Below are 25,226 nucleotides of genomic sequence, written 5' to 3' on the forward strand. Positions count from 1 at the left end.
TCCGCGGCACCCCCAGGATCGACCGCATGAGGGTGCCGCGACAGCCTGCCTACCACCCGCCCACAGGTCCGCCCGCCGAGCCGGCCGGCCCGCCCGAGCGGCGGCGGCGCCGCGCGCGCGGTCTGCGCTGGTTCGCGCTGATCTCCACGGTCCTCGTCCTCGCCGGCTCCCTGGGCGGCTGGCTCTGGCTGCGCGGTCTCGACACCGGACTCACCACGGACACCGCGACCGCGCGCGAGCTGGCCCGTCACCGGGAGGAACGTCCCGCCCCCGCCCCGGGGAAGGCCCGCAACATCCTGCTCATCCGCTCCGACGCCGCGGCCGCGGGCGACGGGGACGACACCGCCGACGGCGCGGCCGGGGCCGAGGGCCTCGTCCTCCTCCATCTCGCCGGCGACGGCAGCAGTGCCACCGCCCTCGGCATCCCGCGCACCCTGGAGACACGCATCCCCGCCTGCGCCGGCACGGACGGGACCGCCCTCGACCCCCGCGAGGGCTCCCTCGCGGCCGCCTACGGCAGCGGCGGCGCGGCCTGCGCCATCCGCACCCTGGAACGGCTCACCGGCGTCCGCGTCGACCACCACCTGATCATCGATGTGGAGGCCCTGCGGGAGGTCGCCGACGCCGTCGGCGGCGTCGAACCGTGCACCCTGGACGCCCTGGCCAGGAAGGTGTCGAGCAGCGGCGTCCTCCTCAACCCGGCCCGCCTCCTCCCCGTGCTGAACGCCCTGTCCGCCTCCATCACCACCGACGCCGAGCTCGACTCGCTCGCCGAGCTGTGGCAGCTCATCGGCACGATCCGGGCCGTGCCCCGGGACGCCATGGCGTTCCTGACCGTGCCGCTGGCGGACGGCGGCCTCCGCCAGCCCGACGCGAACCACCTCTTCGCGGCCCTCCGCGAGGACACCGAGGTCGATCCCGACTGGGGCGGTGACACGACGGGCGGCCCCGCGTCCGGCGACACCGGGCTGTGCGCCTCGGCCGGACCCACCGGCTGATCCGCGCCCCGTCCCGCCGGCGACACCACCCGCGAGGCGGGGCGGAAACGTTCCGCCGTCCCCGAAAAGGTGGAATGCGTCACCGCGATCGCCCACCCCGGAACCCGCCCGCTAGTGTGGCCGTCCGACTTCTCGACGGGCACGACGGAGGGCTCACGGCTTCGTGGAATCGCAGGGACGTGGGGACGCGGGCGGTATCGATCCCGCGGACCAGTGGGTGTTCAACCCGGAGACCGGCACGTATGAACTCCGCCTCCCGGGAGCCCGGAGACCGGACCCCAGCGAGCACGCCGCGCCGCGGCCCCGGCACGTCCCGTCACCCCGGCGCGGCGATCCGCACGGGGACCCGCCGGGCGGCCCCACCACCCGCGGCACCGGCTCGGGCGACGCCCCGCGCCCGGAGGCCCGCCCCCCGCGCGGCCGCCGCAAGGCGAAGCCGAAACGCTCCCGGCTGCGCAAGGGCCTGGTGTGGACGGGCGGCGGCCTCGCCTTCCTGCTGGTGGTCGGGGCGGGTGCCGCCTGGTACGCCTACCAACGCCTCAACGGCAACATCACCAAGGTCGACACCGGCTTCGACAACGGCTTCTCCCACGACGAGGCCGTCAACATCCTCCTCATCGGCACCGACACCCGCACCGGCGACGGCAACGACTCCTACGGCGGCGACGCGAGCGAGGGCAACGACACCACGATCCTCGTCCACTTCTCCAAGAACCGCGAGCACGCCACGGCGCTGAGCATCCCGCGCGACCTCATCACCGACATACCCGAGTGCGAGGTCACCCACGAGGACGGCACCCAGGAGACCGTCCCCGCCTCGTACGGCGTCCGTTTCAACCAGAGCATGGGCGCCCTCGGCCGTGATCCCGGCTGTGTCTGGCGCACGGTGCAGGAGCTGACCGGCGTCGAGATCAACCACTTCATGATGGCCGACTTCAACGCCGTGAAGGACCTGTCCACGGCCGTCGGCGGCGTCCCGGTGTGCGTCTCCGAACCGATCCACGACGAGAAGTCCGGCCTCGATCTGGAGCCGGGCCGCCACGAACTCCAGGGCGAGGACGCCCTCGCGTTCGTCCGCACCCGCCACGGCGTCGGGAACGGCAGCGACCTCGACCGGATCCACCTCCAGCAGCAGTTCCTCGCCTCGATGGCCCGCGAGATCACCGGCGGCGACATGCTCTCCAGCCTCACCGACTTCTGGGACCTCGCGGACACCGCGACCAAGGCCCTGACCGTCGACACGGGCATCGGCAGCATCGAGAAGCTCTACGACCTCGCCTCCGACGTGGGCCGCATCCCCATGTCCGATGTCAACTTCGTCACACTCCCGGTGCGCGACAACCCGGACGAGCCCGCCGACCGCCGTGCCACCGTCGTCGTGGACGAGGACCGCGCCGAACCCATCTTCCGGATGCTGCGCGAGGACATCGATCCCGACGCGGCCGAGGAGACGGAGGAGGAAGAGCCCGGTGCCGGCGGCGACTCCGCCGGCGCCGGGTCCGCCGCCCCCGAGGACGTGCGCGTGGACATCTACAACGGCGGTGACGTCATCGGGGCCGCCCAGGACACGCTCCAGTGGCTCCAGGTCGACGAGGGCATGCCCCTGGCCAGCAACCGGGGGAATGCCCCGGAGTCCCAGGAGACCACTACGCTGGAGTACCGTGCCGACCAGGCAGCCCAGGCCGCGACCCTCGCCGAGATCATGGGCCTGCCGGACTCGGCGCTCAAGGAGCAGCCGGGTGACAGCGCCGAGGGGGAGGCCATGGTCCTCGTTCTCGGCAACGACTTCCGTGGCGCGGGGGAGCCCATCGAGGTCCCGGCCGAGATTCCCGACGATGTCACGAGCATTCAGGCGGACGACGAAGATGTGTGCGCCGAGTAGGACGTCCGCCCGCGCGGACCGGCACCGACGATCAGAGACGAGTGGGGGTTCCCGTGCGGAGGAGCGGTATACGCGGCGAGGATGACGACGGGGCCGCCGGTGGCGGCGTCCGCGCGGACGGCGCACGGGACGACGGCGGTCCGGGGACCATTCCGCTCCAGCGCGCCTCACAGGACGGTGTCCGTCCCGGCGGCCGCGCGGCGGCGCGAGCCGCCGCCCGCAAGGGGCAGCGCCGCCGCAAGAAGGAGACGCCGCGCTGGCGGCGCGTGCTCGTGTGGACCAGCGGGTCCCTGGCGTTCGTGATCGTCGCGGTCGCCGCGGCCGCGTACCTCTACATCCAGCACCTCAACGGCAACCTGGAGAAGGACGAGCTGAACCTCGGCGGCAACCAGCTCGAACGCTCCCAGCCGAACGCCGACGGCCAGGTCCCGCTGAACATCCTCCTCCTCGGTTCCGACTCCCGCGACGGCGAGGAGAACCAGTCCCTCGGCGGCGGCAGCGAGGGCGGCCACCGCGCCGATGTCCAGATCCTGATGCACGCCTCGGCCGACCGCAGCAATGTGACGCTCATCAGCGTCCCGCGCGACACGATGGTCGAGATCCCCGAGTGCACCGACCCCGACACGGGCACGGTCTACGAGGCGTCCGAGAAGGCCATGATCAACTCCGCGCTCGACCACGGCGGCCCCGGCTGCGTCGTGGCCACGTGGGAGGAGATGACCGGCATCCCCATCGACCACTTCATGATGATCGACTTCGCCGGCGTCGTGGACATGGCCGACGCGATCGGCGGCGTCCCCGTCTGCGTCGACGCCAACGTGGACGACCCCTACTCCCACCTGCGCCTCGAAGCCGGCGACAACATCGTGCAGGGCGAGCAGGCCCTCCAGTGGCTGCGGACGCGCCACGGCTTCGGCAACGGCAGCGACGTCGGCCGGACCAAGGCGCAGCAGATGTACCTGAGCAACATGGTCGACGAGCTGCAGGAGAGCGCGTCCCTGACCAACGCGGGCGAGCTGATGGACCTCGCGGAGGCGGCCACCAGCGCCCTCACCGTCGACAACGCCCTCGGCAGCGTCCAGGCGCTCTACGACCTGGGCCAGGACCTCCGGTCCATACCGGGCGACCGGATGAACAGCATCACGCTGCCCACGCTCCCCGACCCCGAGGACGAGAACCGCGTCGTCCCCGACACGGAGGAGGCCGAGCCGCTGTTCTCCCTGGTCCGCCAGGACATCCCGCTGGACGACCAGGACGCGGCGCCCGACGCGGACGCGTCCGAGTCCGCGGAGAGCGCCGATCCCGCCGACGAGATCCCCGTCGCCGTCCGCAACGGCACGGGCGCCGACGGTCTGCTCCCGGTCGACGGCCGCGCGACCGAGATCACCGAGGCGCTCCAGACCGCCGGCTTCACCCAGGCGGTCACGGACGCGACCACGGCGAGCGAGTCGACCTCCCGCGTGCTGTACGGCGCCGAGGAGGACCGGGCGAACGCCGAGGCGGTCGCCGAGGCGCTCGGCCTCCCCGCGAGCACCGTCCGGATCGGCACGACCGTGGACCAGGTGACGGTCGTCGTCGGCGCCGACTGGCGCGAGGGCACGACCTTCACCGAGCCGGCCTCCGACGACACGTCCTCGGGCGGCGGGGACTCCGGATCCGCCGGCGGGGAGACGGACTCCGGTTCCTCCTCGGACGACGCGGGCGGCGGTGACGCCGTGGACCAGGAGAACATCCTGTCCGGCTCCGAGGACAGCTGCATGGAGGTCAACCCCGAGTACACCTGGTGACACGACGCCGCCCCGCCCGGTGGGTCCGGGCGGGGCGGCGGTCTCGCGTACGGGGTGGCGCGGATCCGGCGCTCAGGTCACGGCCGCGGCGTGCCGACGGGCTGCCGCCGCGATGCGATCACCTTCCGCGCCAGCTTGCGCGGGCTGGTGAGGTAGCCCCAGCCCCAGGACAGGTGCATCGTCGCGAGGGCCAGTGGGATCCGCGCCCGCGCCCCGGCGCCGAGTCCCTTGCCGGCCGGTACGGACCCGGCCACGATCGCCGCCAGGTAGCCGCCCGGCACCACGAATCCCCAGGGCGTCAGGACGGCGCCGACGACGATGCCCGCCGCGATCGCCAGCAGCGCCGCGGGCGGCGCGAGATACCGCGGGTTGATCGACCCGGCGTGGTAGCGGGCCACGACGTGCCGCCAACGCCCGTAGTTCCGGTACTGCTTGGCCAACTCCCGCACCGAGGGGCGCGGCCGGTAGGACACCAGCAGTTCGGGGGAGAACCAGACGAGGCCGCCGTCCTGCCGGATGCGGTAGTTGAGCTCCCAGTCCTGCGCGCGGATGAACTCCACGTTGTAGCCGCCCTGGCGCTCCAGCACCTCGCGCCGGAAGACACCGAGGTACACCGTCTCGGCCTCGCCGGCCGCGCCGCCGGTGTGGAACGCGGCGTTCCCCACGCCGATGCGCGAGGTCATGGCGGCGGCGACCGCGCGTTCCCAGTCGTTCTCGCCCTCGGCGTGCATGATGCCGCCGACGTTGGCCGCGCCCGTCTCCTCCAACAGCCGCACGGCGGTGGCGATGTAGCCGGGGGAGAGCATGCCGTGCCCGTCCACGCGGACGACCACGGGGTGCCGTGACGCCGCGATCGCCGCGTTCAGCCCGGCCGGTGTGCGACCGGTCGGGTTCGGAACGGTACGGACCCGGCTGTCCTCGGCCACCAGTTGACCGGCGATCTCATCGGTCCGGTCGGAAGAGGGACCGAGTGCGATCACGACCTCGATCTCGCCCGGATAGTCCTGCTCCAGGATGTGCCGGACGGAGCTGCGGAGATGGCGTTCCTCGTTCAGCACCGGCATGATCACGGACACGGCGGGCGTGGGAATGCTGGTCACCGGAGCACGTTACCGCGAACGGGGGACCCGGGCGCGCGCCGCCCCGGTCGGTAAGTCCTATGGCCATACCGTAGCGGGCGGGAGGTGACCCACCATGCCCACCGCTCGACGCACCCGCCGCCGCTGGGGCCTGCGCATCACCGCCGGCCTGGCCGGCCTGGTCCTGACCGTCAGCGGAGCGGGCCACGCGATGGTCGGGACGGTCACCGACGGCCTCGGCCGCGTCGACCCGTTCCACGGCCTGGAGAACCGCCCCGACGCGGGCCGCGGCCTCAATGTCCTGCTCGTCGGCACCGACACCCGCGAGGGCCTGTCCGCCGAGGAACGCGCCGCCCTCCACGTCGGCAACACCGCCTGCCACTGCGCCGACGCGGTCCTGCTGCTCCACCTCTCCGCGGACGGCGACCGCGCCGACATCGTGAGCCTGCCCCGCGACACGTACGCCGAACTGCCGGAGCACACCTTCAGCATGACGGGAGGTCACCACGACGCACACCCCGACAAGCTCAACGCCGCCCTCTCCCACGGCGGCCCCGGCCTCATGGTCCGCACCGTCGAGGACCTCACCGGCGTCCGCGTGGACCACTACCTGGAGATCAGCTTCACCAGCTTCATGCGGGCCGTCGACATCATCGGCGGCGTCCGCGTGTGCACCACGACACCCCTCGAGGACGGCTACTCCGGCCTCGACCTGCCCGCCGGCACCCACACCCTCGACGGCGCGAAAGCCTTGGGTTACGTCCGGGCGCGGCATGTCGACGGCGGCTCCGACCTCGGCCGCGTGGAGCGCCAGCACCGCTTCCTCGCCGCGTTCCTCGACCAGGTGCTCGACAGCGGCACGCTGCTCAACCCCGGCCGCCTGAAGGACACCGTGACGGCACTCACCGGCTCGGTCAGCGCGGACCACGGCCTCGGCGCCGAGGAGATGCTCGACCTCGCCCGCGCGGTGAGCGACCTGACGACCGGCCGGGCGCACTTCGGCACCGTCCCGGTGGCGGACCCGGCGCACGCCGTCACCGGCCTCGGCTCGACCGTCCTGTGGGACGAGGCGGGCGCGGACCGGCTCTTCCGCGCCCTGCGCGAGGACCGCCCCCTGCCGGCGCCACCGGCCGGGGAGACCCCGGCCGGGGACGGCACGGGCGCCGCCACCCGGGCACCCGCGCCCACCACGGCCGACGAGTTCACCTGCTGACGGCCCGCCCGCCGGGGCTCACCGCACCGTGACGAACGCCTCCGCGTCCCGCGCGGGCCGCGCCCGCGGCGGCGCCGCGGCGTGCCCGACCGCGACCGCGCCCATCGGGTCCCACCCGTCGGGAAGCCCCAGCTCCGCCCGCACCTGCGCGCGGCAGAACATCGTGGACGACACCCACGCCGAGCCCAGACCCTCGCCCGCCAGGGCGACCAGCAGGTTCTGCACCCCGGCGCCCATCGCCACGACGAACATCTCGCGCTCGGCGCCCGCGCGCCTGGCGTCCGGATAGGTGTGCGCCCCCTCCGTCACGAGGCACGGCACCACCAGGTACGGCGCAGCCCGCAGCACGTCCCCGCGCCGCACGCGCCGCGCGATGCTCTCCTCCGGCTTCCCGTCGCGCCGCAGGTCCGCGATCCACGCGTCCCGCATCACGTCGAGCAGCCGCTCCCGCGCACCGGCCGACTCCAGCAGCACGAAGCGCCACGGTGTCGTGTGGTGCGGCGCCGGTGCCGTGACCGCCGCCGCGACGGCGCGCCGCACGGCGTCCGGATCGACCGGCGCGTCCGTGAACTCCCGCACGGTCCGCCGCAGCGTGACGGCCTCCCGCACCGCCTCCGACGTGCCGAGCCGGAACATGTCGTGCGCCGCGTCCCGCACCAGGCCGCGCGCCGTCTGCCCGGTCGGCCCGACCCGGTGGGCGAGCCCGCGCACGACGGCCACCGGCAGGCCGGCGGTCTTCCCCTTCACGAGGTCGCCGGCGCCCGCGAGTTCGTCCGCGAGCGCGGTGACGGTGACCCCGAGCGGGTTGCCGTACGGATCGGTGCCGCCGCGCAGGTCGTCCACCACGGCGATCCCCGCGGCGCCGATCGCCACATCCGTCTGCCCCTCGCGCCAGGGCCGCCCGAACGTGTCGGTGACGACGACGCCGACCGACACACCCAGCAGGTCGCGCAGCCCGCGCCGCACCCGTTCCGCCGACGCGTCGGGGTCCTCCGGCAGGAGCAGCACCGTGCCCGGCGGCGTGTTGGACGCGTCGACGCCCGCCGCCGCCATCACGAATCCGTGCCGCGACTCGACGATCCTGGCCGCCCCGCGGCGCGCCACGACCCTGACCGTCTCCTCGTCGATGGCGGACTGCCGGTCGTCCGCCCGGCGCAGCCGCCCCTCCGCCTTGCTGACGATCTTGGAGGTGACGATCACCACATCGCCGTCGGCGAGACCCGGCAGCCCGGCCCCCGACGCCGCTTCCGCGATCAGCTTCGCCAGGTCGTCGCCCTCCCTGACCTCCCCGATCCCCGGCAGCGCCCACACCCGGTACGCCGGCACCCCGGCCGGTACCGTCAGCCCGTCGTCCGTCACGCGCGTCCCACCTCCGCGGCCAGCGCGAGGGCCGCACCGGCCATCGCCGCGGTCGCGTCCAGGTCCGTCATCAGCAGGGGGACGGCGCGGCAGCGGATGCCGTCCGCCTCGACGGCGGCGACCACGCCGGCGTCGGCCGTGTCCACGAGCCACCCGTCGAGCAGCCCCGAGCCGTAGTGCCGCGCGACGGCCGCCGCGTCCGCCGCCACGCCGACGGCGGCGAGGACCTTGTCCGCCATGCCCCGCACCGGCGCGCCGCCGATGATCGGGGAGAGCCCGACGACCGGCACACCGGCGTCCGCGATGGCCTCCCGCATCCCGGGGACGGCCAGGATCGTGCCGACGCTGACGACCGGGTTCGACGGCGGGAAGAGCACCACGTCGGCCGCGGCGATGGACTCCAGCACGCCGGGCGCCGGCTTGGCCGTCTCCGCGCCGACCGGCACGACGGCGTGCGCGGGTACGGAGGCGCGCAGCCGCACCCAGTACTCCTGGAAGTGGACGGCCTTGCGGCCCCCGTCCCCGTCGTCGATCAGGACGTGCGTCTCGACGCGGTCGTCCGACATGGGCAGCAGCCGCACGCCCGGGTCCCAGCGGCGGCACAGCGCCTCCGTGACGGCGCTGAGCGCGTAGCCGGCCGCCAGCATCTGGGTGCGCACGATGTGCGTCGCGAAGTCCCGGTCGCCGAGCCCGAACCACTCGGGGCCCACGCCGTACGCCGCCAGCTCCTCCTTGACGGCGAACGTCTCGTCCGCGCGTCCCCAGCCCTGCTCCTCGTGGATGCCGCCGCCGAGCGTGTACATCACGGTGTCGAGATCGGGACAGACCTTGAGGCCGAACAGGTGGATGTCGTCGCCGGTGTTGCCGATGACGGTGATGTCCGCGTCCGGGGCGGCCCGGCGGAGCCCCCGAAGGAAGCGGGCCCCGCCGATGCCGCCGGAGAGCGCCACGATACGTCGCATGCGCCCCAGTCTGTCAGCAGGCCAGGACATCCCGTGACATGGGTGCGGCCTCGCTCCTCGGGTGCATCCGCATCTGCGTCAGTCCCGGGAAGTAGATGTGGAGGCTGACGGCGGGCTCCAGCGAGACGTTCACCACCTCGTGGACGTAGCCGGGGGCGAAGACGCGCAGCGAACCGGGCGTCAGAACCCTTGCCCCGCGGCCGCCGGCGTCCTCGGTGAGGGCGCCCCGCAGCACGGTGCACACCCCGCTCGAGTCGCCGTGGTCGTGGCGCCCGCTGCCCTGCCCGGGCACCCAGCTCAGCAGCCACACCTCGTAACCGGGGCCGGTCCGCAGCCGGTGGTACCAGCGACTCACCGCGTCGTACCGCACCAGGGGCTCCCAACACGCACGGTCCGCGGCCAGGGCGCCGGCGAGGCCGGCGAACTGGGCGACGGTCGTGGGGTGCGCCGGGGGCGGCGGCAGGAGATGCGGGATCGCCAGCGGGTTGCCGGCGATGTCGTTGTCGTTGTCCATGGGACTGCGGTGTGCCTCGATCCGGTCGAGCGGGCCTTCACGGTCGCGTCAACGCGCCGCGCGGTCCCGTGCATTGTTTCACCGGTTCCGGTCCGGATGGCTGCTGAAAGGTTTATGCACGGCGCGTCCGGGACAGGTGCCCCGTTGCTCATCCGTGATGCGGCTGTGATCCCTGTCGCTGTCGCGGCCCGGCGGCAACACCGTGGTTCACGGGTGCGTCCTCCCCGGTGCAGGGGAGTGTGAAGTGACGGAGAACGACCGGGTTGGGAGACCGGAAGCACGGTGGACGCGCATAGTTTGTGCCGATTTGAACACTTTCTGTACGGGTGTGGTGCCGCAGGGTGAATCATCGGGTGAATGGCAGACCGTGGCTTGACTGCCGTAGAGCGCCACGCCTGTAATTTCACCCATGTCGTTCGAGCGGAATCGATAACGACGGCATCACGGGGACGCAAAGAAGACGAGGGGCGCGCATATGACCGAGCTGTTCCAACAACTGCTCGTCGAAGAGACGGACGAGGAACTCGGCTGGCAGGAGCGGGCGCTGTGCGCCCAGACCGACCCGGAGTCGTTCTTCCCCGAGAAGGGGGGTTCCACACGTGAGGCGAAGAAAGTCTGCCTCGCCTGCGAGGTCCGTTCCGAATGCCTCGAATACGCACTCGCCAATGACGAACGCTTCGGCATCTGGGGCGGTTTGTCCGAGCGTGAGCGGCGTCGTCTGAAGAAGGCGGCCGTCTGACGGACCGGAGGGGTGGCCGCGGTCCCAGCCGCTAGTGTGGTGCGACGTCCACCACCGTCCAGCGAACCGGGGCCCGCCCTCGATGTCCGTGCAAAGCCATCCTGAATTCCCGCGGCACGTCGTCACCGCTGTGCTCGTCTCGCACGACGGCGAACGCTGGCTCCCCGACGTCCTGAAGGGACTCCTCGGCCAGGACCGTCCGGTGCAGGACGTCATCGCCGCCGACACCGGCAGCGCCGACGCCTCCGCCGGCCTGGTGACCGACGCCCTCGGCGCCGAACGGGTCCTCCACCTCGCCCGCCGCAGCGGCTTCGGCACCGCCGTCGCCGAGGCGGCCAGGACAGCACCCGTCCTCACCCCGGACGAACTGCCCTATCTCAAGCGGCCCCCGGCCTGGGACCCCGTCACCCGCACCTGGGACAACAGCACCTACGACCTCCCGGAGTACCCGCACGGCGAGCCGGTCCACTGGCTGTGGCTGCTGCACGACGACTCCGCCCCGGCGCCCGACGCCCTGCGCGAACTCCTCCGCCAGGCCGACGCCAGCCCCTCGGCCGCCGTCATCGGCGCGAAACTCCGCGGCTGGTACGACCGCAGGCAGCTCCTGGAGACGGGCGTCAGCGTCGCCAACAGCGGCCGCCGCTGGACCGGACTCGACCGCCGCGAGCAGGACCAGGGCCAGCACGACCAGGTCAGGCCCGTCCTGTCCGTGTCGACGGCCGGCATGCTCGTCCGCCGCGACGTCTTCGAGCAACTCGGCGGTTTCGACCGGCGCCTGCCCCTCATGCGCGACGACCTCGACCTCTGCTGGCGCGCCCACGCCGCCGGCCACCAGGTACTGGTCGCCCCCGCCGCCGTGGTGCGCCACGCCGAGGCCGCCTCGCGCGAACGCCGCTCCATCGACTGCGGCGGCCGCCTCGGCGGCAGCCCGCACCGCGTGGACAAGGCCGCCGCCGCCTACGCCCTCCTCGTCAACGCCCGCGGACGCGTCCTGCCCTGGGTCCTCTTCCGTCTGTTCCTCGGCACCCTCCTGCGCGTCCTCGCCTACCTGGTCGGAAAGCTCCCCGGCCGCGCACTCGACGAAACCGCCGGTCTCCTCGGCACGCTGCTGCGCCCCGGCCGCATCCTCGCCGCCCGCCGCCGCCGCAAACACGCCGAGGCCCCGGGGCACGACCCGCGCGAACTGCGGCCGTTCTTCCCGCCCGCGGGCGCGACCGTCCGCACCACCGTCGAACAGATCGTCAGCAACTTCTCCGGCCGCAACGACCCGGCCGCCTCGTCCGGCGGCCGGCACGGCGGCCTGGAGTCGGGGCCGACCAGCGACGACGCCGACGACCTCCAGGTCGAGCAGTTCGCCCGCGTCCGGCGCCTGGCCCGCCGCCCCGGCCCGATGCTGTTCCTCGGCCTGCTGCTCGCCGCGCTCCTCGCCTGCCGCGACCTCATCGGCGGCGGCGCCCTCACCGGCGGCGCCCTGCTCCCCGCGCCGGCCGAGGCCGGCGCCCTGTGGGACCGCTACCTGGAGACCTGGCAGCCCATCGGCACCGGCGGCACCGAGGCCGCGCCGCCCTACCTCGCGTTCCTCGGTCTGCTGTCGACCCTGCTGCTCGGCAAGCCAGGGCTCGCCATGACCCTCATCCTGGTCGCCTCCGTCCCCCTCGCCGGCGCCAGCGCCTACTTCTCGTCCCGCCCGCTGGTCATGTCCCGGCTGCTGCGCGCCTGGGGCAGCATCGCGTACGCCTTCCTGCCCGCCGTCACCGGCGCGCTCGCCGGCGGCCGCGTCGGCACGGCGGTCCTCGCCGTCCTGCTGCCCCCCATGGCCCGCTGCGCCATCGCGGCCCTGGGTCACGCGAACGGCGGGCGCGGACCCTGGCGCGCGGTCTGGGCGTACGCCCTCCTGCTCACCATCACCACCGCTTTCACGCCCGTCGTCTGGCCCCTCACCCTCCTGCTCGCCGTCTGCGCCATCGCCCTGCCGTTGCGCGGCGCGGCGGGCGCGGCACGGGCCAGGCTGCCGCGCGTCGCGGTCGTCCTGCTCACCCCGCTCGCCCTCCTCGGACCGTGGTCGTGGAGCGTCGTGCTCGACCCCTCCCGCTTCGTCCACGAGGCGGGCCTGCCGTTCGACCCGGGCCAGCCGGGGGCCGAGCAGCTCCTGAACGTCAACCCGGGCGGCCCCGGCACCCCCGCCACCTGGCTGCTCGCCGGCCTCGTCCTGGCCGCCCTCGGCGCCCTCCTGCGGGCCGAGCGCCGCCTCGCCATCACGACGTCCTGGACGGTCGCCCTCGCCGGCTTCGCGTTCGCCGTGTGGTCGAGCGACGAGGCGTGGGCCGGCCCCGCGACGCTCGTGCAGGGCCTCGCCCTCCTGTGCGCCGGCGTCCTCGGCGCGGACGGTGCCCGCTACCGGGTCGCCGCCCAGAGCTTCGGCTGGCGGCAGCCCGTGGCGGTGGCCGTCGCTGGCGCCGCGGCCATCGGTCCGCTGCTCGCCGCCGCAGGCTGGGTCCTCGGCGGCGCCGGCGGCCCCCTGGAGCGCGGCAACCCGGTCCAGGTCCCCGCCTTCGTCGCGGAGGACAGCGCCAACCAGGACCAGGCCCGCACCCTCGTGCTGAGCGGCCGCGGCGGCGACGACACGCCCGCCGACCACGTCACCTTCTCCCTCGTGCGCGGCTCCGGCGTCCGGCTCGGCGACGCCGACCTCGCCGCCGAGCTCGGCGGCGACAGCGCGCTCGCCGCGGCCGTCGGCGACCTCGCGGCCGGCTCGGGAGCCGACCAGGCGTCCGTCCTCGCCGGGTACGCGATCCGTTACGTCCTGGTGCAGGACGGTTCGCCCGAGGCGCTGCGCGACGTCCTCGACACGACGCCGGGGCTCCAGCGCCTCAGCCAGGAGGACGGCACGTCGCTGTGGCGCGTCGACCGCGACCTCGCCCGCGTCATGGTGCTGCCGCCGGCCGGGGACGGCGAGGACCGCGCCCCCGGAGTGGGCGCCGACGCCGTCCCGGTGGCGGCCGGCACGGTGGAGGTCCACACGGACCTGCCGGACGGCCCCGCCGGCCGGACGCTGCGGCTGGCCGACACCGCGTCGCCGGAGTGGCGGGCCACCCTCGACGGCGAACCCCTCACCCCGGTGACGCTCGACGGCTGGGCGCAGGGCTTCGAGCTGCCGGAGGGCGGCGGCCGTCTCGACATCGTCCACGAGACCCCGTTCACCCACACCGTGTGGACCTGGGTGCAGGGCTTCGCGCTGCTCGTCCTGTGCGTGCTGGCGCTGCCGGGCCGCCGCGTCGTGGTGGACGACCTGCCCGAGGACGAGGAGCCGGTGGAGGAGGCGGCGCCGCAGGGGCGCCGCGCCCGCCGCGCGGCGACCGTGCCCGCGCAGGCCGGCCCGCCGGCGGAGCCGGGGGCGGGTCCGCCGCCCGGGCAGGACGGGGACGAGCCGGAGCCTGCTCCGGAGCCCGCGTACGGGCAGCAGCCGCCGTACGAGCAGCAGCCCGCGCCCGAGCAGCCCGCTCCCCAGCAGTACGACGCCTATGGCTACCCGGTGCAGTACCCGGAACAGGGCCGTATCCCGCAGCAGTCCGACAGCGACTGGGACGGCCAGCGCTACGACTCCGGCGGCTACGACCAGAACCGCTACCAGGGCAGCGGCTACGAGACCGATTCCTACGACCGGGCCGGATACGACCCCAACACCTACGACTCCAACACCTACGACCAGGGCGGCTACGGCCAGGACCAGGCGGCCCCGTACGACTATCCGGCGGACTACGGCGACGGGAGCCCTCAGCGATGAACCGCACCCTCATCTCCCTGGTGGCGGCGGTCGCCGGCCTGGGCGCGCTCACCGGCGCCGCGACGCTGCGGGGCGACGACACCGACACCGCGACGCTGGAGCAGCGGATGCCGGTGCCGGTGGAGCGGTCCACGCTCACCTGCCCGCGCCCGACGGCGTCCGAGTCGGCCACCACCTGGTACACCGCCTACACCCCGCCCCTCGCCGACGCGCGGGACCTGGCGGACGGGGAGGACGGCGACGGCGGGTCCGGCGGGGCGTCGGCAGCGCTGGTCCCCGCCCCTGAGTACGCCCCCGACGTCAGCGACGGGACCGAGGAATCGGACGGCGGTGAGGAGACGGAGGGCGACGAGGAGGACACGGAGGAGTCCGGCGACACGGAGCCCGTCGTCCCCCTGGAGGAGACCGGCATCCCCGTCACCACCGACGTGGACGGCCCCGACGGCCCCGCGCTCACCGGTACCGCCGAGGGCGCCCTCGCCCCCGGCTGGACCGTGCAGCAGACCACACGCCTCACCGGCTCGGCCGACCACGGCGTCCTCGGCACGTCCTGCCAGACCCCCGACACGGAGTTCTGGTTCGCGGGCGCGAGCACCGCCGGATCACGCCGCGACTACGTCCACCTCACCAACCCGGACCCCGCCGGCACCGTCGTGGACATCGAGCTGTACGGCCCCGAGGGGCCGATCGAGTCCGAGACCGCGCAGAACATCTCCGTCCCCGGCGGCACCACCGTCCCGGTCCGTCTCGGCAGCCTCACGGAGGCCGAGGTCCCCGCGCTCGCCGTCCACGTCACCGCCCGCACCGGCCGTATCGGCGCCCAGGTCGAGGCCGTGGACGCCACCGGCGGCGCCGACTGGCTGCCCCCGTCCGACGCGCCCGACGACACGCTCGTCATCCCCGGCATCCCGGCGAACGCCCGCTCCGCCCGCCTGGTCGCGTTCACACCGGCCGAGGAGGACGTGGTGCTCGACGTCGGCCTCGCCGGCGCGACCGGCACCATCACCCCGGCGGGCCACGAGACGATCGACGTGAAGGCCGGCACGGTCACCGCCGTCGATCTCGGCAGCCTCACGCAGGACGAGGCCGGCTCGCTCGTGCTCAGCCGTGCCTCCCGCACCGGGTCGGGGCCGGTGTTCGCCGCGCTCCAGGTGACGCTCGGCGGGCCGGACGAGGACGACCCGACGGAACTCGCCTTCATCCCCGTGACCGGCCCGGTCGACACCCGCGCCACTGTCTCGGGCAACACGGCGTCCGGCACGGCGCTCACCCTCGTCGCGCCCGACGAGGCGGTCGAGGCCACGGTCACCATCTCCGCGGGCGCCGGGGGCGGCGAGCCCGTCACCGAGTCGTACACCGTGGACGGCCGCACGACGCTGGAGATCCGGCCGGAGCTGCCCGACGGCACGGACGGCCCGTACGCCCTCACGGTCGCGACGAGCGACGGCCCGCTGTACGCGGCACGCGTCCTGACCATGGGGGACGAGGACGCCCCCGAGTTCACCGTGCAGACGCTGACGGACGACCGTTCCACGGTCGCCGTGCCCGACACCGAGGAGGACCTCGCCGTCCTCACCGACTGACCGGGGCGGCGGCCGGCCGCGTCAGTCCTGGCCGTACCTCGGGTCGACGGACTCGGGCGCGAGCCCCAGGAGTTCGGCGGCCTGCTCCACGACGACCTCGTGCACGAGCTGCGCGCACTCGTCCCGGTCACGGCTGCGCAGCTCGACGGGCCGCCGGTAGACGACGATGCGGTCGGGCCGTCCGCCCCGCGCGCGCAGCAGGCCGCCGAGGGGCACGGTGCCGCCCGCCGGGTCGGCGGCGTCGTCCGCCGGCGGCAGCGGCACCTCGAGGACGGCGAAGTCGACGTTGTCCAGCTCGGGCAGCCGCCGCCGCAGCCGCTCCGCCGAGTCGTGCACGAGGGAGTCGAACGTGTCCGCCCGGCTGACCGCGAGCGGCACCTGCGGCGGCGCCAGCGGTCCGCGCATGCCGCGGCCGTGCCGGTCGCGGTGACGGCGCCGGCCGGGCGGAACGGAGCTGGAATCGTCCATCAACGTCCGACCATAGATGACGGGGCGCCAGATGGTGAGCACGCCGTCCCACCGCCCCACCCCGCGGGGACAACCGCGAACCTCCGGACGAATCACCGCACACCCGGCGCCCGTGCGGCGACACGGCGGGGTGACGCTGCCCCGAGTCGTCGCGGCCCGCTCAGGAGTGCGGTACGGTCCAACATCGTGAGTCCCGTCCGCCGCTGTTCGCGCACCGCGTGCGCCCGCCCCGCCGTGGCGACCCTGACGTATGTCTACGCGGACTCCACCGCCGTCCTCGGTCCGCTGGCCACCTACGCCGAGCCGCACTGCTACGACCTGTGCGCCGAGCACTCCGAACGGCTGACGGCGCCGCGCGGCTGGGAGGTCGTCCGGCTCGCCATGGACCCCGCGGCCACCCGGCCGAGCGGCGACGACCTCGAAGCGCTCGCCGACGCCGTCCGCGAGGCCGCCCGCACCCCGCCGCCCCGGCAGGACCCGCCCCCGGGACCGCCGCCGCGCGGCGCGGACCCGGTGGAGGTCGCCCGCCGCGGACACCTGCGCATCCTGCGCTCACCGGACCCGTAAACCCCTCCCGGTACATTGAGCGGCGGAGCGCTCCCGACCGTAGCCACCGTCAGCCAGACAAGGGGTCACCTGTGCCGGACCTGTCACCGATCGTGAAGGCCTACGACGTACGCGGCGAAGTCCCCGCCCAGTGGGACGAGGACCTCGCCGCGCTCTTCGGCGCCGCGTTCGCCGAGATCACCGGCGCCTCCGCCATCGTCATCGGCCACGACATGCGCCCGTCCTCGCCCGGCCTCGCGCGCGCCTTCGGCCGGGGCGCCACCGACCGGGGTGCCGACGTCACCGAGATCGGCCTGTGCTCCACCGACGAGCTGTACTACGCGTCCGGCGCCCTCGGGCTGCCCGGCGCGATGTTCACCGCGAGCCACAACCCCGCCCAGTACAACGGCATCAAGATGTGCCGCGCCGGCGCCGCCCCCATCGGCCAGGACAGCGGCCTCGCCGACATCCGCGAGCTGGTCGAGCGCTGGGCCGACGAGGGCGCCCCGCGGCCCGTCGCGCAGCCGGGCACCATCGGGCAGCGCGACATCCTCGACGACTACGCCGCGCACCTGCGGTCCCTCGTCGATCTCACGGACATCCGCCCGCTCAAGGTCGTCGTGGACGCGGGCAACGGCATGGGCGGCCACACCGTCCCCACCGTCCTCGGCGGTCTCCCGCTCGACGTCGTCCCGATGTACTTCGAGCTGGACGGCACCTTCCCGAACCACGAGGCCAACCCCATCGATCCGGCCAACATCGTGGACCTCCAGGCCAAGGTCCGCGAGACCGGCGCCGACATCGGCCTCGCCTTCGACGGCGACGCCGACCGCTGCTTCGTCGTCGACGAGCGCGGCGAGCCGGTCTCCCCCTCCGCGATCACGGCCCTCGTCGCCTCGCGGGAGCTGGCCAAGGCCCCCGGATCGACCGTCATCCACAACCTCATCACCTCCTGGTCCGTGCCTGAGGTCGTCGAGGAGAGCGGCGGCACGCCCGTCCGCACCCGGGTCGGCCACTCCTTCATCAAGGGCGAGATGGCCCGCACCGGCGCCATCTTCGGCGGCGAGCACTCCGCCCACTACTACTTCCGCGACTTCTGGAACGCCGACACCGGCATGCTCGCGGCCCTCCACGTCCTCGCCGCGCTCGGCGGCCAGGACGGCACCCTCTCCGACCTCGTCTCCGCCTACGACAGGTACGCGGCCTCCGGCGAGATCAACAGCCGGGTCGACGACCAGGCCGGCCGCGCCGCCGCCGTGAAGGCCGCGTTCGCCGACCGCGAGGGCGTCACCCTGGACGAGCTCGACGGCCTCACCGTCACGGCCGACGACTGGTGGTTCAACCTGCGGCCCTCCAACACCGAGCCCCTCCTGCGGCTCAACGTCGAGGCACGCGACGCCGACACCGTCGCCGCCGTCCGCGACGAGGTCCTCGCCATCGTCCGCGCCTGACCCCCGCCCGCACCACCGCCCCGGCTCACCGCGCCGGGGCGGTGCGCCGTTGGGTAGGGTGAACGGCGACATCAGCGACACACCGAACCGCGGGAGACACGCCATGCCGCTCGTCGAGGCCGCCCTGCTGGAGATCCTCGCCTGCCCGGTCTGTCACGCCCCGCTCCGCGAGGAGGGCGAGGAACTGGTCTGCACGGACGAGTCCTGCGCCCTGGCCTACCCCGTCGAGGACGGCATCCCGGTCCTCCTCGCGGACGAGGCCCGCCGCCGCGACTGACCGCGGCACCCCCACCGGACCGTCGCGCCCGGCGCCCGCCGATCGGAGAGACCCCGCGTGATCGACGCCCCGCTGCTCGACGCACCCGACGACCTGGTCCGCGCCGACCCGCACGGCCTGCTCCGCGCGGTCGCCGCGGCCGGCGCCCACGTCCGTACGGCGGCCCGCACCGCCGAGGAGTCCGACCTCGCCCGGCTGCGGCCGGAGGGCCGCCCCGGTACCGTCCTGGTCGCCGGCACGGGCCCCGCCGTGCCCCTCGCCGCCGACCTGCTCGCCGCCCTCGCCGGCGACACCGTCCGCTTCACGCACCTGCGCCCCACCGGGCCGCTGGCCGCCCACGGCGCCCTCACCTGGCCCCTGCCCCGCTGGGCAGGCCCCCTCGACCTGCTGCTCCTGCTCACCGCCGACGGCTCGGAGCCGGGGCTCGCCATGCTCCTGGAGGCGGCGTTCCGGCGCGGCTGCGCCATCGTGGTCGCCGCCCCGGCCGAAAGCCCTCTCGCGCAGACCGCAGCGCACCGCCGCTGCCCCGTCGTCCCCACGGACTCCGCTCCGTCCCACGCCCTGTCCCTGCCGGGACCCGGCGCCCCCGCCGCGGCACCGGGTCCCGCCTGGGCGCTCCTGACCCCGGCGCTCCTGCTCGCCGACCGCCTCGGTCTCCTCCAGCCGCGCCCCGGCTCGGGACCCGACGCCGACCCGCAGGCGGGACCCACGGCCGTCCAGGCGGTCGCCGACCGGCTCGACGCCCTGGCCGAACGCTGCGGCCCCAACGTCCCGGCGGCGGCGAACCCGGCGAAGACCCTCGCCGTCGACCTGGCCGACACGTTCCCCCTGCTGTGGAGCGAGGGGCCGGTCGCCGGCGCCGCCGCCCGGCACGCCGCCGCGACCCTGACCGCCCTCGCCGGCCGCCCGGCCCTCGCCGCCGGGCTGCCCGAGGCCCTCGTCGCGCACCGCGCCCTCCTCGGCGTCAACCTGGCCCCCGCCGACGGCGACCCGGACGACTTCTTCCGCGACCGCGTGGACGAATCCCCGCCGCTCCACGCCCGTGTCGTGCTGCTCCGCGACCCCGCCCGGGCGGGTGAGGAGGGCACCGGCAGCGCCGCCGACACCGCCCGCGACCTCGCCACCGGACTCGGCACCGCCATCGGCGAACCCGCCGTCACCGGGGGCGGCGGCCTCCTCGCGACCGCCGCCGAACTCATCGCCCAGCTCGACTTCGCCGCCGTCTACCTCACCGTCACCGCCCACCGGGGCGGCTGACGGCGGCGGCCCCGCCCGCCCCGCACGGCCGCGGGACACCCGGCACGACGGCGTCCGGCCGACACACAGCAAAGGAAGCACCACCCGATGGACCGCCTCAGCAACACCATCAGGCCCTACGCCTGGGGCTCCACCACCGCCATACCGCGGCTCCTGGGCACCGAGCCCACCGGCGAGCCCCAGGCAGAACTGTGGATGGGCGCCCACCCGGGCGCGCCCTCCCGCGTGGACCGCGGCACGGGTTCCGCCCCGCTGACCGAGGTCATCGCCGCCGACCCGGACCGCGCGCTGGGCGCACCGGCCGTCCGGGCCTTCGGCCCCGCCCTCCCGTTCCTCCTCAAGGTCCTCGCCGCCGACGCGCCGCTCTCCCTCCAGGTCCACCCCGACCGCACGCAGGCGGAGGCCGGATTCGCCGACGAGGAGGCACGGGGCGTCCCCGCCGACGCGCCGGAACGCACCTACAAGGACGCCAACCACAAGCCCGAACTCATCTGCGCCCTCACCCCGTTCGACGGCCTGTGCGGCTTCCGGCCCGCCGCCGTCACCGCGGACCTCATCGACGGGCTCGGCGTGGACTCCCTCAAGCCGTGGGCGGACATCCTGCGCGCCGCGCCCGAGGGCGACGCGCTGCGCGAGGTCCTGACGGCCGTCCTCACCGCCGACCCGGACACCCTGGCCGACACGGTCCACCGCGCCGCCGAGGCCGCCGGCCGCCTCGCGGCAGACGACCCGGACGGCCCGTACGCCGTCTGGGCCGGCATCGCCCGCCACTACCCGGGCGACCCCGGTGTCATCGCCGCCATGCTCCTGAACCACGTCCGCCTGCGCCCGGGACAGGCCCTGTTCCTCGGCGCCGGAGTCCCGCACGCGTACCTCAGCGGCCTCGGCGTCGAGATCATGGCCAACTCCGACAACGTCCTGCGCTGCGGCCTCACCCCGAAGCACATCGACGTCCCCGAGCTGCTGCGCATCGTCCGCTTCGAGGCCACCGACCCGGCCGTCCTCGGTCCCGCTGACGACGACGCCCCCGACCACGACTACACCGTGCCCGTCGACGACTTCCGCCTCTCCCGGCACGTCCTGTCCACCGGCGCCCCGGACCGCGACCTGCCCGCCGGCACGCCGCAGATCCTGCTGTGCACCGCCGGAGAGGTGCACCTGCGCGCCGACGACGGGAGCGGGATCACCCTCGCCCCGGGGCAGTCGGTCTGGGCCGCAGCCGACGAGCGGGTCACGGCCTCGGGGGCCGGGACCCTGTTCCGCGCCACCGTCACCGTCTGACGCCCCCGCCGCCCGCCGGTACGGTCCGCGCACCGGGCCGTACCGGGGGAGGTACGGGCAAACTGGCCGAGAACCGGCGGCGGCTTGAGCCCTCCGGGGTGCCCGGGTGTAGATTCGGCGACGGAGTCACAGTCGATGCTGATGGCAGTCGGGCGGTCATCTGACCGGCCCGGCCGAGGGGAAAGAAGGCCCTCCGACGGACCGCGCAGCACGGACGTGCCCTCGCCGGCGCGCCCGCGCCCGCACCTGTCCGCCATACGCTCACCTCCGAGGAGCAGACGTCATGACGTCGAACGCTTCGGGCGACTTCAAGGTCGCCGACCTCTCCCTCGCCGAGTTCGGCCGCAAGGAGATCACCCTCGCCGAGCACGAGATGCCGGGCCTGATGGCCCTGCGCGAGGAGTACGCCGCGGCCCAGCCGCTCGCCGGCGCCCGGATCACCGGCTCGCTGCACATGACCGTGCAGACGGCCGTCCTCATCGAGACGCTGGTCGCCCTCGGCGCCCGCGTCCGCTGGGCCTCGTGCAACATCTTCTCCACCCAGGACCACGCGGCCGCCGCGATCGCCGCCGCCGGTGTCCCCGTCTTCGCCTGGAAGGGCGAGACGCTGGAGGAGTACTGGTGGTGCACCGAGCAGGCCCTCACCTGGCCGGACGCCCCCAGCGGCGGCCCGACGACGATCCTCGACGACGGCGGTGACGCCACGCTCCTCGTGCACCGGGGCGTCGAGTACGAGAAGGACGGCGCGGTCCCCGACCCCGCCACCGCCGAGAACGACGAGCACCGCGTCATCCTCCAGCTCCTGACGCGCACCCTCGCCGAGGCACCGCAGAAGTGGACCCAGGCCGCCGCCGAGATCCGCGGCGTCACCGAGGAGACCACGACGGGCGTCCACCGCCTGTACGAGATGTTCCGCGAGGGCACCCTGCTGTTCCCCGCGATCAACGTGAACGACTCCGTCACCAAGTCGAAGTTCGACAACAAGTACGGGGTCCGCCACTCCCTCATCGACGGCATCAACCGCGGCACCGACGTCCTCATCGGCGGCAAGACCGCCGTCGTCTGCGGCTACGGCGACGTCGGCAAGGGCTGCGCCGAGTCGCTGCGCGGCCAGGGCGCCCGCGTCATCGTCACCGAGGTCGACCCGATCTGCGCGCTGCAGGCCGCCATGGACGGCTACCAGGTCGCCCGGCTCGACGACGTCGTGGAGACCGCCGACATCTTCGTCACCGCGACCGGCAACCGCGACGTGATCATGGCGGCCGACATGGTCCGCATGAAGCACCAGGCGATCGTCGGCAACATCGGCCACTTCGACAACGAGATCGACATGGCCGGCCTCGCCCGCGTCACGGGCGTCGTCAGGGACGAGATCAAGCCCCAGGTCCACACCTGGACCTTCCCGGACGGGCACAGCATCATCGTGCTGTCCGAGGGCCGCCTCCTCAACCTGGGCAATGCCACGGGCCACCCCTCGTTCGTGATGTCCAACAGCTTCGCGAACCAGACGATCGCCCAGATCGAGATCTTCGCCAGGACCGGCGAGTACCCGACCGGGGTCTACACGCTGCCCAAGCACCTGGACGAGAAGGTCGCCCGCCTCCACCTCGACGCCCTCGACGCCCGCCTCACCGAGCTGCGCCCCGAGCAGGCCGCGTACATCGGCGTCCCGGTCGAGGGACCCTACAAGCCCGACCACTACCGCTACTGACCGGCCGGTGCGCCCGGCCCCCGGCCGGGCGCACCCGTGCGCCGACCCCATCCCCATGCCCAACGGCCGCTACCGCCTCCACGACCCCGAAGAGCGGGTCCCGCCCGCCGACGAGCACTTCCAGTGCGCGCCCGGCCCGACGGGCTGGCGCTACGTGTCCCGCACCGTGCCACTCGGCGACCGGGACACCCCGGACGCCTCCGGGGGCACGGTGGACCTCACCCTCGACGCCCTCGGACGGCCCGTCCGCCTCGAACTGACCGCCCCGCCCTGGCGCGTACGCGGCGCAGCGCTCGGCGGCCTCACCTGGGTCCGCATGGGCACCGACGGATCGGACCCGACCGAGAGCACGGCACAGGCCCGGGCGTTCGCAGGGCGGTCACCCGCCTTTCTCGTGGCCACGGCCCGCCTGCTGCGCCTGCATCCCGGGGCGCCGACGGCCCGCGTCCGCCTGGTGACGTTCGCTCCGCCGCACCTCGCTCCCCGCACCCACGACCAGGGCTGGACGCTCCTCGGCACGGACGGGCACCCGACCGACTCCGGCGACCTGACCGTCGAGCACTACCGGGTGGACGACCTGGAGACCGGCGAGCGGTACACGGCGCACCTGGCCGGCGACGTGGTGCTCGCCGCCCCCGGCATCGAGCTGGAGGACCTCGACGGGCCGCCCTCGCGCGGCGGGCCGTTCAGCCCGGCGGAGTGAAGCCGGCGCCGCCCCCGGCGGACGACGGCCGCGCCGCCTCCCCGGGTTCGGCCCCGGACGCGCCGGTCCCCGATATGTCCGGCCCGGGTATGCCGGTCTCCGGCGGGGAGGCCGCCGGCCGCGCACTCGCCGCGCCCGCGGGCTCCGGACCGACCCCGGCCGCCGCACCCGCCGACGGGCCGTCGTACCCGCCGATGCGGGCGGCGTCCCGGCGCTGCCGCTCCGCGACCAGGGCCGCCAGGTAGTCCGCCGGGTGCCCGGCCCCGGGCGGGGGCGCCCCCACCGCGGTGGCCATCTCGCCCGCGAGACGCACCCCCATCGACCAGGCGACGGCCGGGTCGAGCTGCCGGAGCCGGCCCAGGTACTGGCGCACGGAGAGCCACAGCCCCTCGGGCACCTGGGACAGGTCCGCGTCGCCGTACCGCCCGGCCAGCCAGGGCGGCGCGGCCGGCATCACGGGCCCCCGCGCGCCGGGGAGCCGCTCCCGCACCACCAGCGTCCCCCCGAAGACGTCTCCGAGCCGCCGCCCGTCCGCGGAGACGAGCGAGGCGACGGTCGCCACGGTGCCGAGCGTCAGCGGCATCTCGACCAGCCCGACCGCGCCGCGCACCAGCGCGTGCCGGAACCGGATCGGCCCCCCGTCGGCCCGGACGACCCGCAGGCCGAACGCGGCCTTCCCGATCGACCGCCCGCCGCTCAGCGTCTCCACGGCGATGGGCGCGCCGAGCACCACGAGGAGGAACAGGGCGACGTTCACCGCCGCCGTCGCGGCGGTCCCCAGCGACAGCACCGAGCTGACGAGCACCACCGACAGCAGGAGGTAGACGCCGAGCACGACGACCAGGTCGAGCGCCACGGCCATGGCCCGGCTCGGCAGCCGCGCCGGCCGCAGCCCGAGGACGACGGCGTCACCGGTGACCAGCCCGCTCATGTCCACGCACCCCCTCTCTCCTCGTGGACAGTGTGGCACCCGGGTCTGACAAGCTCTCCTCATGGACCTCGACGTCTTCATCGCCGCCCACCGGGCGGAGTGGGAACGGCTGGACGCCCTCCTGCGCACGCCGGGACGCCGGCGGGGCGGCCACGAGGTCGACGAACTCGTCCAGCTCTACCGGCGCACGGCGGGGCACCTGTCCCTGATCCAGTCGAGTGCCCCCGACCCCGCGCTGATCAGCCGGCTGACCACGCTGGTCGCGCGCGCCCGCAGCGAGGTCGTGGGCACCCGGCGGTCGTCCTGGCGGGACGCGGTCCGCTTCTTCACGGTGGCGTTCCCCGCCGCCTGCTACCGCACCCGGCGGTGGTGGGTGCCGACGGCAGTGGTGTGCGTGCTGCTGAGCGCGGTCGTGGGCTGGTGGATCGCGGACAGCGAGGAGATCAGGGCGTCGATCGCGGCCCCGGAGACGCTGCGCGAGATGACGAGGCCGGGCGGTGAGTACGAGACGTATTACTCCAGCAGTCCGGCGACGGCCTTCTCGGCACAGGTCTGGACGAACAACGCGCAGGCCGCGGCCATGTGCCTCGCCTTCGGCGCGCTGCTCGGACTCCCCGTGCTGTGGGTGCTCCTGCAGAACACCCTGAACCTCGGGGTGGGAGTGGGCCTCATGGGCTCGGCGGACCGGCTGGACGTCTTCC

At 74.5% G+C, this 25,226-nt stretch carries 21 protein-coding genes (1 of these 21 cut by a window edge); 15 read left to right on the forward strand and 6 right to left on the reverse strand.

The features are described 5' to 3' along the window. The first annotated feature begins 26 nt into the window (after window positions 1-26). From EMA09_RS19390 to EMA09_RS19400, 3 genes are all read left to right on the forward strand, one after another. Window positions 27-998, forward strand: coding sequence for an LCP family protein (locus tag EMA09_RS19390; RefSeq protein ID WP_129842277.1), 972 nt, complete (start codon window positions 27-29; stop codon window positions 996-998). Window positions 999-1,161: 163 nt separating this feature from the next. Next, window positions 1,162-2,880 (forward strand): LCP family protein, encoded by a 1,719-nt coding sequence (locus EMA09_RS19395; protein WP_129842278.1) that lies wholly within the window; start codon window positions 1,162-1,164, stop codon window positions 2,878-2,880. 53 nt (window positions 2,881-2,933) lie between these two features. Continuing rightward, a complete protein-coding gene (locus tag EMA09_RS19400) occupies window positions 2,934-4,667 on the forward strand; it encodes an LCP family protein (protein ID WP_129842279.1) in 1,734 nt (577 codons plus the stop codon). A 77-nt stretch (window positions 4,668-4,744) separates the two neighbouring features. On the opposite strand, the gene EMA09_RS19405 is transcribed toward EMA09_RS19400, so the two are convergent. Further along, a complete protein-coding gene (locus EMA09_RS19405; protein ID WP_276324194.1) occupies window positions 4,745-5,767 on the reverse strand; it encodes a glycosyltransferase family 2 protein in 1,023 nt (340 codons plus the stop codon). 94 nt (window positions 5,768-5,861) lie between these two features. On the opposite strand from EMA09_RS19405, the gene EMA09_RS19410 reads away from it, so the two are divergent. Then, on the forward strand, window positions 5,862-6,959 hold the full coding sequence (locus EMA09_RS19410) for an LCP family protein (protein ID WP_129842280.1): 1,098 nt from the start codon (window positions 5,862-5,864) through the stop codon (window positions 6,957-6,959). Window positions 6,960-6,977: 18 nt separating this feature from the next. On the opposite strand, the gene EMA09_RS19415 is transcribed toward EMA09_RS19410, so the two are convergent. The 3 genes from EMA09_RS19415 to EMA09_RS19425 are packed head-to-tail and all read right to left on the reverse strand — an operon-like array spanning window position 6,978 to window position 9,794. After that, a complete protein-coding gene (locus tag EMA09_RS19415; RefSeq protein ID WP_129842281.1) occupies window positions 6,978-8,318 on the reverse strand; it encodes a coenzyme F420-0:L-glutamate ligase in 1,341 nt (446 codons plus the stop codon). Beyond that, complete coding sequence (gene cofD / locus EMA09_RS19420; RefSeq protein WP_129842282.1) at window positions 8,315-9,280, reverse strand: 2-phospho-L-lactate transferase; 966 nt, start codon at window positions 9,278-9,280, stop codon at window positions 8,315-8,317. Before cofD ends, EMA09_RS19415 begins: the two co-directional genes overlap by 4 nt. Window positions 9,281-9,293: 13 nt before the next feature. After that, window positions 9,294-9,794, reverse strand: coding sequence for a cysteine dioxygenase family protein (locus EMA09_RS19425; RefSeq protein WP_129842283.1), 501 nt, complete (start codon window positions 9,792-9,794; stop codon window positions 9,294-9,296). Between the two features lie 475 nt (window positions 9,795-10,269). Here EMA09_RS19425 and EMA09_RS19430 point away from each other — a divergent pair, with 475 nt between their 5' ends. From EMA09_RS19430 to EMA09_RS19440, 3 genes are all read left to right on the forward strand, one after another. Next, window positions 10,270-10,533, forward strand: a complete 264-nt coding sequence (locus tag EMA09_RS19430; RefSeq protein WP_129842284.1) for a WhiB family transcriptional regulator — start codon at window positions 10,270-10,272, stop codon at window positions 10,531-10,533. 82 nt (window positions 10,534-10,615) lie between these two features. Next, the gene (locus tag EMA09_RS19435) at window positions 10,616-14,317 is read left to right on the forward strand and encodes a glycosyltransferase family 2 protein (protein WP_129842285.1); all 3,702 of its coding nucleotides are present in this window, start codon (window positions 10,616-10,618) and stop codon (window positions 14,315-14,317) included. After that, window positions 14,314-15,900, forward strand: coding sequence for a DUF5719 family protein (locus tag EMA09_RS19440; RefSeq protein ID WP_129842286.1), 1,587 nt, complete (start codon window positions 14,314-14,316; stop codon window positions 15,898-15,900). Before EMA09_RS19435 ends, EMA09_RS19440 begins: the two co-directional genes overlap by 4 nt. 21 nt (window positions 15,901-15,921) lie before the next feature. On the opposite strand, the gene EMA09_RS19445 is transcribed toward EMA09_RS19440, so the two are convergent. Next, window positions 15,922-16,368: a metallopeptidase family protein gene (locus tag EMA09_RS19445; RefSeq protein WP_168220768.1), complete on the reverse strand. Its 447-nt coding sequence runs from the start codon at window positions 16,366-16,368 to the stop codon at window positions 15,922-15,924. Window positions 16,369-16,551: 183 nt separating this feature from the next. Here EMA09_RS19445 and EMA09_RS19450 point away from each other — a divergent pair, with 183 nt between their 5' ends. The 7 genes from EMA09_RS19450 (at window position 16,552) to EMA09_RS19480 (ending at window position 23,594) form a co-directional block, all read left to right on the forward strand. Next, complete coding sequence (locus EMA09_RS19450) at window positions 16,552-16,935, forward strand: DUF3499 domain-containing protein (protein WP_129844136.1); 384 nt, start codon at window positions 16,552-16,554, stop codon at window positions 16,933-16,935. A gap of 71 nt (window positions 16,936-17,006) precedes the next feature. Then, window positions 17,007-18,365 (forward strand): phosphomannomutase/phosphoglucomutase, encoded by a 1,359-nt coding sequence (locus tag EMA09_RS19455; RefSeq protein WP_129842288.1) that lies wholly within the window; start codon window positions 17,007-17,009, stop codon window positions 18,363-18,365. A gap of 103 nt (window positions 18,366-18,468) precedes the next feature. Further along, window positions 18,469-18,642: a Trm112 family protein gene (locus tag EMA09_RS19460; RefSeq protein WP_129842289.1), complete on the forward strand. Its 174-nt coding sequence runs from the start codon at window positions 18,469-18,471 to the stop codon at window positions 18,640-18,642. Window positions 18,643-18,699: 57 nt separating this feature from the next. Next, on the forward strand, window positions 18,700-19,899 hold the full coding sequence (locus tag EMA09_RS19465) for an SIS domain-containing protein (RefSeq protein ID WP_129842290.1): 1,200 nt from the start codon (window positions 18,700-18,702) through the stop codon (window positions 19,897-19,899). 87 nt (window positions 19,900-19,986) lie between these two features. Then, on the forward strand, window positions 19,987-21,180 hold the full coding sequence (gene manA / locus EMA09_RS19470) for a mannose-6-phosphate isomerase, class I (RefSeq protein ID WP_129842291.1): 1,194 nt from the start codon (window positions 19,987-19,989) through the stop codon (window positions 21,178-21,180). A 283-nt stretch (window positions 21,181-21,463) separates the two neighbouring features. Then, window positions 21,464-22,891, forward strand: coding sequence for an adenosylhomocysteinase (ahcY, locus tag EMA09_RS19475; protein ID WP_129842292.1), 1,428 nt, complete (start codon window positions 21,464-21,466; stop codon window positions 22,889-22,891). Between the two features lie 55 nt (window positions 22,892-22,946). Continuing rightward, window positions 22,947-23,594, forward strand: coding sequence for a hypothetical protein (locus tag EMA09_RS19480; RefSeq protein WP_129842293.1), 648 nt, complete (start codon window positions 22,947-22,949; stop codon window positions 23,592-23,594). On the opposite strand, the gene EMA09_RS19485 is transcribed toward EMA09_RS19480, so the two are convergent. After that, entirely contained in the window at window positions 23,578-24,525 is a 948-nt protein-coding gene (locus tag EMA09_RS19485) for an RDD family protein (protein WP_129844137.1), read from the reverse strand. The genes EMA09_RS19480 and EMA09_RS19485 overlap by 17 nt on opposite strands. A 61-nt stretch (window positions 24,526-24,586) precedes the next feature. On the opposite strand from EMA09_RS19485, the gene EMA09_RS19490 reads away from it, so the two are divergent. Then, window positions 24,587-25,226: the 5' portion of a stage II sporulation protein M gene (locus tag EMA09_RS19490; protein WP_129842294.1), read on the forward strand. It continues 371 nt past the right edge of the window; 640 of the gene's 1,011 nt are visible here — the first part of the coding sequence; its start codon is at window positions 24,587-24,589; its stop codon lies beyond the right edge, outside the window.

The organism is Streptomyces sp. RFCAC02, assembly GCF_004193175.1.
Classification (GTDB): domain Bacteria; phylum Actinomycetota; class Actinomycetes; order Streptomycetales; family Streptomycetaceae; genus Streptomyces.

Bases quoted from the DNA above. Each gene is read 5' to 3' on its own strand.
- EMA09_RS19390 (WP_129842277.1), top strand. From the start codon at position 27: ATGAGGGTGCCGCGACAGCCTGCCTACCACCCGCCCACAGGTCCGCCC.
- EMA09_RS19410 (WP_129842280.1), top strand. From the start codon at position 5,862: ATGCCCACCGCTCGACGCACCCGCCGCCGCTGGGGCCTGCGCATCACC.
- cofD (WP_129842282.1), bottom strand. From the start codon at position 9,280: ATGCGACGTATCGTGGCGCTCTCCGGCGGCATCGGCGGGGCCCGCTTC.
- EMA09_RS19425 (WP_129842283.1), bottom strand. From the start codon at position 9,794: ATGGACAACGACAACGACATCGCCGGCAACCCGCTGGCGATCCCGCAT.
- EMA09_RS19430 (WP_129842284.1), top strand. From the start codon at position 10,270: ATGACCGAGCTGTTCCAACAACTGCTCGTCGAAGAGACGGACGAGGAA.
- EMA09_RS19435 (WP_129842285.1), top strand. From the start codon at position 10,616: ATGTCCGTGCAAAGCCATCCTGAATTCCCGCGGCACGTCGTCACCGCT.
- EMA09_RS19440 (WP_129842286.1), top strand. From the start codon at position 14,314: ATGAACCGCACCCTCATCTCCCTGGTGGCGGCGGTCGCCGGCCTGGGC.
- EMA09_RS19445 (WP_168220768.1), bottom strand. From the start codon at position 16,368: ATGGACGATTCCAGCTCCGTTCCGCCCGGCCGGCGCCGTCACCGCGAC.
- EMA09_RS19460 (WP_129842289.1), top strand. From the start codon at position 18,469: ATGCCGCTCGTCGAGGCCGCCCTGCTGGAGATCCTCGCCTGCCCGGTC.
- manA (WP_129842291.1), top strand. From the start codon at position 19,987: ATGGACCGCCTCAGCAACACCATCAGGCCCTACGCCTGGGGCTCCACC.
- ahcY (WP_129842292.1), top strand. From the start codon at position 21,464: ATGACGTCGAACGCTTCGGGCGACTTCAAGGTCGCCGACCTCTCCCTC.
- EMA09_RS19480 (WP_129842293.1), top strand. From the start codon at position 22,947: ATGCCCAACGGCCGCTACCGCCTCCACGACCCCGAAGAGCGGGTCCCG.
- EMA09_RS19485 (WP_129844137.1), bottom strand. From the start codon at position 24,525: ATGAGCGGGCTGGTCACCGGTGACGCCGTCGTCCTCGGGCTGCGGCCG.